Origin of the sequence: Brenneria alni (genome assembly GCF_003666245.1) — a bacterium.
Taxonomy (GTDB): Bacteria; Pseudomonadota; Gammaproteobacteria; order Enterobacterales; family Enterobacteriaceae; genus Brenneria; species Brenneria alni.
In genome coordinates this window covers 92658-99681 of sequence record NZ_MJLZ01000008.1, presented here as the reverse complement: position 1 = coordinate 99681, position 7024 = coordinate 92658, and the positions used below count along the sequence as shown (strand labels likewise).

General features: G+C 49.9%; 5 protein-coding genes. 2 read left to right on the top strand and 3 right to left on the bottom strand.

Annotation, left to right across the window (positions count from 1 at the left end; genetic code table 11):
• Nucleotides 1–163: 163 nt before the first annotated feature.
• Together BIY29_RS05975 and BIY29_RS05970 are read left to right on the top strand one after the other, a co-directional pair.
• Nucleotides 164–3046, top strand: coding sequence for a flavocytochrome c (locus BIY29_RS05975; RefSeq protein ID WP_121574232.1), 2883 nt, complete (start codon nucleotides 164–166; stop codon nucleotides 3044–3046).
• 86 nt (nucleotides 3047–3132) lie between these two features.
• Nucleotides 3133–4122 (top strand): FAD:protein FMN transferase, encoded by a 990-nt coding sequence (locus BIY29_RS05970; RefSeq protein ID WP_121574231.1) that lies wholly within the window; start codon nucleotides 3133–3135, stop codon nucleotides 4120–4122.
• A 148-nt stretch (nucleotides 4123–4270) separates the two neighbouring features.
• Here BIY29_RS05970 and fabI read toward each other — a convergent pair whose 3' ends face one another.
• The 3 genes from fabI to sapD form a co-directional block, all read right to left on the bottom strand.
• On the bottom strand, nucleotides 4271–5062 hold the full coding sequence (fabI, locus tag BIY29_RS05965) for an enoyl-ACP reductase FabI (RefSeq protein WP_121574230.1): 792 nt from the start codon (nucleotides 5060–5062) through the stop codon (nucleotides 4271–4273).
• A 142-nt stretch (nucleotides 5063–5204) separates the two neighbouring features.
• Complete coding sequence (sapF, locus tag BIY29_RS05960; protein WP_121574229.1) at nucleotides 5205–6020, bottom strand: putrescine export ABC transporter ATP-binding protein SapF; 816 nt, start codon at nucleotides 6018–6020, stop codon at nucleotides 5205–5207.
• Entirely contained in the window at nucleotides 6020–7012 is a 993-nt protein-coding gene (gene sapD, locus BIY29_RS05955; protein ID WP_121574228.1) for a putrescine export ABC transporter ATP-binding protein SapD, read from the bottom strand. Before sapD ends, sapF begins: the two co-directional genes overlap by 1 nt.
• Nucleotides 7013–7024 lie beyond the last annotated feature (12 nt).

Genomic DNA, 7024 nt, shown 5'->3' with positions numbered 1-7024 from the left:
CTATCTGGCAGTTAAAATATTAAAAAAACGTATTATTACATTAAAAAAAAGACATACTTAGCTAATAAACTATCAGCCAGTATAACTAATTACGACAAAAATCATGGCTGCTTTATTGATTTATTTTTGAGCAGAATTTTCATTTCAAAGTGGAGCGTTCACTATGACAAATAGTAACCATGACTTGTTAAAATCTTTCACGCTACCTAATGGCGTCACCCTGAAGAATAGGGTGCTTATGGCGCCAATGACCACCTGTAGCGGCTTTTTTGACGGGAGCGTGACCAAAGAATTAATCGAATATTATCAGGCGCGTGCGGGAAGTATTGGCGCGATTATTGTGGAATGCTGTTTTGTTGATGATAAAGGGCTGGCGTTCCCTGGGGCAATAGGGATCGATGATGACGCTAAAATAGCCGGTCTGGCGAAAATTTCGGCGGCGATTCAGGCAAAGGGATCGAAAGCGATACTGCAAATTTATCATGGCGGGCGCATGGTGGAACCTCGCTTTATTGGCGGCGCCTCGCCAGTGGCGCCGAGCGCATTGGCCGCGCCCAGAGCTGGCGCGGTAGTTCCTGTTGCGTTAACGGAAGATGACGTTGAGGAGATGATCGAAAAGTTTGGCAAGGCAGTCTATCGGGCTATCCAGGCTGGCTTTGACGGCGTGGAAATTCATGGCGCCAATACTTATCTGATTCAGCAGTTCTATTCCCCCAATTCAAATCAACGCACTGATAAGTGGGGCGGCAGCAGAGATAAGCGGGCGAAATTCCCACTGGCCGTTCTGGATATCACTCATGAGAGGGTAAATAAATATGCGGATCGGCCTTTTATCATTGGTTATCGATTCTCTCCGGAGGAAATAGAAGAGCCAGGCATTCGATTTGATGATTCGTTGTATCTGTTGGATAAACTGGCGGAAAAGGGATTGGATTATGTGCACTTCTCTATGGGGCATACGTTACGCTCGTCAATTGTCGATATTAACGATCCTACGCCGTTGATTAAAAAATATGTCGCTAACCGCTCTGCCAGACTGGCGGTAATTCCGGTAATTGGCGTCGGCGACATTATCAATAAAACAGATGCCGTGACGGCCCTGGAAAACGGTTATGACCTGGTCGCCGTAGGCAGAGGCTGTATTGCCTACCCGGACTGGATTGAACAAATTGCCGACCAGCAGAAAATCGATCTTTATATTGATAGCGGTAAGCGCGAAGCGTTAATGATCCCCGAACCCTTGTGGCGTTTTTCGTTAGTGGAGGCAATGATTCGGGATGTGAGTTTAAATGGGAAAAAATTTAAATCCGGGACTTATCAGGAAAAAGTCGCGGATGAAAATTGTGACCTGGTTTTGAATATCCACTTTGAACAAAACCAGATAAAAAATATTGCGCTGGATGATGGCGCCGATATTGACGAGTCGTTGCTGATAAGTTTTGAAATTATCCGTGAGCGGATTGTCGACGCCAACAGCCCACATGTTGATGCGGTAACCGGCGCGACGGCGCAGAGTGAAGCGATTAAAAAAGCGGTCACCAAAGCGATGGTGAAATCATGCGAAGACGCCATTATTGAAAATGGCGGCAATCCTGATGCCATTCAGGATGTCGATGTGGTGGTTATCGGTAGCGGCGGTGCGGGGCTTGCGGCGGCGATTCAGGCCAGTGAGGAAGGGGCTAGCGTTATTCTGGTCGAAAAAATGCCGGTTATCGGCGGCAATACGATCAAAGCCTCGGCCGGTATGAACGCCGCCGGGACGCTATTTCAAAAAATCAAAGGAATTGAAGATAGCCAAACCCTTTTCTATAACGAGACATTGAAAAGCGGTAAGCATAAAAACAACCCGGAACTGGTGAAATATTTCGTTGAACATGCGCCGATCGCCATTGACTGGCTTGCCAGACACGGCATTGAGTTGAGCGACATTACCACCACTGGCGGCATGAGTGTTGACAGAACGCACAGACCGGCGAACGGGGCTTCAGTCGGCGGTTATTTGATTAGCGGTCTGATAAAAAATATCAATAAATATAATATTGACGTCATGTTGGATACGGCGGTGATCGACATCATTCAAGATCAAGGGAAAGTGGTGGGCGTCAGAATCGTTAATGATGAAAATAAAGAAAAAATCATTCCGACAAAAGCCGTTATTGTGGCAACGGGCGGATTCGGCGCGAATGAACAAATGGTTGTCAAATATCGGCCCGATCTTGATGGCTATGTGACGACGAATCACTCCGGCGCGACCGGCGCTGGCATTCGGCTGTTGGAAAATCTTGGCGCGGACACCGTTGACCTGGGTGAAATTCAAATCCATCCGACGGTGGAGCAAACGACATCTTATTTGATCTCTGAATCTATCCGCGGCGGTGGGGCTATTCTGGTTTCACAACGTGGCGAAAGATTCATCAATGAGTTGGATACCAGAGACAAAGTTTCTGCGGCGATCGTTAACCTGTCGGAAAAGTATGCCTATATTCTGTTTGATCAGCAGGTGAGAAATAAAAATAAGGCGGTTGAAGAATATGTGTCGCAAGGGTTAACCGTAAGCGGCGAGAGTCCCGCTGAACTGGCTGAAGCGCTTGGCGTCGATCCAGACAGGCTGCAAAAAACCTTCGACAGATACAATACCTTCGTCAGCCAAAAGCGCGACGATGATTTCGGCAGAGCGACAGGTATGCGCGATCCGCTTAATCACGCGCCTTACTATGCCATTAAAGTCGCGCCGGGCGTTCACCACACAATGGGGGGCGTGGTTATCAATACCGGGGCCGGAGTCTTGAATCGCCGTAAGGACGCTATCGCCGGAGTCTATGCCGCCGGAGAAGTGGTCGGCGGTATTCACGGTGCCAATCGTATCGGCGGCAACGCGGTGGCGGATATCATTATTTTCGGTATTCAGGCCGGCAAACAGGCGGCAGCCTATGCCAAATCGCCGGGTAAGGCGCTATTAAAAGAGGTTGAGCACACGGCGAAAATCCAGGAGGAAATTTCGTCAGAATCGCCTGAACAACAACAGCCAGCCTTGATCGTGGGGTGATGCTCTTTAAGGGAGTGCGTCCGTAAGGACGCCTCCTTATTCCCCGGGCTGCGCCTGAAATAAAGTAGGTTGTAGGCTTCATCATAATGAGATCCGTAAATAACATTTATTCCTATTCCGCCCAACTGATGGGAAGCCCTGTTTTATTAAAAATGTTTGTTCATGATGAAACAGTAGCCAGGCGGGTATTTCATTGCATTAAACAGCTTGAAGACGTATTGACCGTAAATCGACAACATTCAGAGGTGATGAAGATTAATAACGCGGCGGGCAAAGGTTACGTTGCCGTCAGTCCTGCCGTGTTCCAGCTCATTAAACAAGCGAAAGCCATCAGCCTGATTAAAGGTAGCTGTTTTAATTTAGCCATTGGCCCGGTGGTTAAATTGTGGAAAATTGGCTTCAAAGGTTGTGCGGTTCCTGATGCGGCGACAATCGAAAACGCCCTTGAATTGACCAATCCCGCTCGCGTCATGCTCAATGATGATGAATGCGCCGTTTTTCTGAAAACCGAAGGGATGGAGATCGATTTAGGCGCTATCGCCAAGGGATATATCGCGGATGTCATCAGAGATTTGCTATATCAGCATAATATTCATCATGCCGTTATCAATCTTGGCGGCAACGTTCTGGCAATCGGCTGTTCATTGACGGATGCGCGAGGGCAGTGGAGTGTGGGTTTGCAAAAGCCGTTCGCTGACAGAGATTGTTTACTTGGCATTATCAAAGTGAAGAATCAATCCGTGGTCACCTCCGGCGTGTATGAGCGATTTTTTACCGTTGATGATCGGGTGTATCACCATATCTTGAATCCCAGAACCGGCTATCCGCTGAATAACTCGCTGCATAGCGTCACTATCATTTCAGATAAATCCATTGATGGTGATATCTATTCCACGCTGATGTATGGCATGGATGTGGAGGCCGGTATTAAATATTTAATGGCCCGACCGGGAATCGACGCTATCTTCGTCACCAAAAATAAAGAAATTATTCTTTCTTCACAGCGGCACTATGATTTTGAATTATTGGATTGCACTTACTCCTTAATCTGTACTGACGGTCAGGGCCGGGTTTAACATAGTTGCCTGTCAACCCATTAGCCTGCCGGAGAAAGCAGGGCGTTGTATATCAACAATCTTCCCACCAACGTTTTTAAGCTTTAACAAAGGAAAGGCCCCTACGAAAAATCGTGGGGGCCTTCAATGATTTTATTGTTGCGGGATATTAATTATTCAGTTCCAGTTCGTTCATGGCGGCGATGCTAAAGCCACCGTCCACGTGGAGAACTTCGCCGGAGATACCGGCTGCCAGATCGGAGCACAGGAATGCGGCGGAATTACCGACGTCTTCAATAGTGACGACGCGGCGGATTGGGGTAACCGCTTCACAGTGAGACAGCATTTTCTTGAAGTTTTTAATGCCTGATGCGGCCAGCGTACGGATTGGGCCAGCGGAAATGGCGTTGACACGCACCCCCTGAGCACCCATGGCGTTCGCCATGTAACGCACGTTCGCTTCCAGAGACGCCTTAGCCAGCCCCATCACATTGTAGTTAGGAATGGCGCGTTCTGCGCCCAGATAGGACAGGGTAAGCAGCGCAGAGTTCGGGTTCAGCATGTTGCGGCAGGCCTTCGCCAACGCCACAAAGCTGTAAGAACTGATATCGTGAGCAATATTGAAGCCTTCACGGGTTACCGCGTCGACATAGTCGCCGTCAAGCTGATCGCCCGGCGCGAAAGCGATGGAGTGAACGAAACCATCAAAAGTCGGCCAGACTTTGGCCAGTTCGGTAAACAGCGCTTCAATACTTGTATCTTCAGCGACATCACACGGCAGGACAATGCTGGAACCCAGTTCGCCTGCAAACTCGTCAACGCGAGATTTCAGTTTATCGTTCTGATACGTAAACGCCAGTTCAGCACCTTCGCGGTGCATAGCCTGTGCGATACCGAATGCAATGGAGCGGTTACTGGCAACACCAGTTACCAGAATGCGCTTACCGGTAAGAAAACCCATAACAGTAATCCTTGTGATCGTTGTTGCTGCGACCATCAATCTAAAAATAAGCCGTTAATGACAGTCGGGATGAATAAACCGGGCGATTCTATCATGTCCCGAGTCAATAACGGTAATCCGAGCAGTATCGCCGATTTTTGGGTTAAAACTGCGCACCGTCACTCCGCCAGGCATCGGCACTCAGCGCTTCACCAAAATGGCTGGCAATCAGGCGCTTGGTCAGTTCATGAAGTGGAGAGGCCAGCACGTCAGCCGTGCTGCCGCGCTCAACCACTTCTCCACCCTGCATGACCAGGATCTGATCGCTGATATGCTTCATCATTCCCAGATGCTGAGTGACATAAATATAAGAGATGCCGTGCTTTTCCTGAAGTTCCAGCATCAGATTAATAATCTGTGATCGCATAGACATATCCAGCGACGCCAGCGCTTCATCCGCCACGATGACCTTGGGTTGCAGGATCAGCGCCCGCGCCAGCCCCACCCGCTGTTTCTGACCGGGGGCCAGCGCGTGAGGATAATGGTAGGCATGATCAGGCCGCAATCCCACCTGTTGCAGCGCCAGGTTGATGGCCTTTTCGCGTTCTTGGGTGCTGAGATCGGTATTCAGCCGTAACGGCGCATCCAGCAACTGACCGATACGCTGACGGGGATTCAGGGCATTACCCGCATCCTGAAAAATCATACGGATACGCTGGCTGCGGTAGCGGTAATCACCATAATGCAACGGATGATCGTCGATCAATAACTCACCGGACGTCGGGGCTATCATGCCGGCCAACATTTTTGCCAACGTAGATTTCCCCGAACCATTTTCACCGATGATGGCTAAAGTCTGCCGCTCACGTAAGGTGAAACTCACGGACTTCACGGCTTCAACATGCTGACGGCGAAACAGCCCGTTGCGATAACGGAAGGTTTTGGTCAGATTACGGGCCTCAAGTAACGTTTCAACCATCAGGAACCCTCCATATTGAGTGGGAAGTGGCAGGCGTACCAATGATTCTTGACCGAAAGCAACTGGGGGGTCTGCATACACTGTTTCTGCGCGTAAGGACAGCGCGGCCCCAGACGGCAACCGACCGGTAAATGTTCCAGCGAAGGGATCGCTCCCGGCAGGGTATTCAGACGGCTTTTATGCGGTAAAGAGCGGCCAAAGTCCGGCATTGCCCGGATCAATGCCTGAGTGTAAGGGTGATGTGGCGCGGTAATCAGGTCTTCACTGGCGGCGCTTTCCACCGTCTGCCCGCAATAGAGCACGTTAATCCGATCGGCCCATTTACTCATGGTTTGCAGGTCATGGCTGATGAGCAGAATAGTGGTGTTATTGTTCTGGTTCAGCCGGGACAATAAGCGAAAAATCTGTGCCTGCGTGGTGGACTCCATCGCGTTGGTGGGTTCGTCGGCGATCAACAAACGCGGCTGGTTTGCCAGCGCGATGGCAATCATCACTTTTTGGCATTCCCCATCGGTCAGTTCATAGGGGTAGCTGCCCATAATGCTTTTATGATCTTTGATGCCGACGCGGTGAAGCAGTTCGATTGCCCGGCGTTTGCGCCAGTGGAACCGTTGCCACCAGCGGCCTTTATACGTCCAGCCGGGGATGGTTTGTATCAATTGCCGTCCGATGTTTTCGGAGGGATCGAGGCAGGACTGCGGTTCCTGAAAAATCATCGAGACGTTATGACCGACCAGTTTACGCCGTTCGCGTGGCGACAGTTGCAGCAGGTCAATGTCATCAAGACGAAAACGATCGGCGGTAACCCGCCAGTTATCGTTGGTAATACCGCAGATGGCTTTGGCAATCAGGCTTTTGCCTGAGCCGGATTCGCCCACCAAGCCGCGAATTTCCCCTTCATTCAGCGTCATGCTGACCCGGTCAACCGCTTTTACCGCGCCGTCTGAGGTGAGGAATTCGATGGTCAGATTACGAATATCAAGCAAGGGCATATGTCGTCTCCG

What these genes read in the sequence shown, in the direction of transcription:
- BIY29_RS05975 (WP_121574232.1), top strand. Translation starts at nt 164, where the DNA reads ATGACAAATAGTAACCATGACTTGTTAAAATCTTTCACGCTACCTAAT.
- BIY29_RS05970 (WP_121574231.1), top strand. Translation starts at nt 3,133, where the DNA reads ATGAGATCCGTAAATAACATTTATTCCTATTCCGCCCAACTGATGGGA.
- fabI (WP_121574230.1), bottom strand. Translation starts at nt 5,062, where the DNA reads ATGGGTTTTCTTACCGGTAAGCGCATTCTGGTAACTGGTGTTGCCAGT.
- sapF (WP_121574229.1), bottom strand. Translation starts at nt 6,020, where the DNA reads ATGGTTGAAACGTTACTTGAGGCCCGTAATCTGACCAAAACCTTCCGT.
- sapD (WP_121574228.1), bottom strand. Translation starts at nt 7,012, where the DNA reads ATGCCCTTGCTTGATATTCGTAATCTGACCATCGAATTCCTCACCTCA.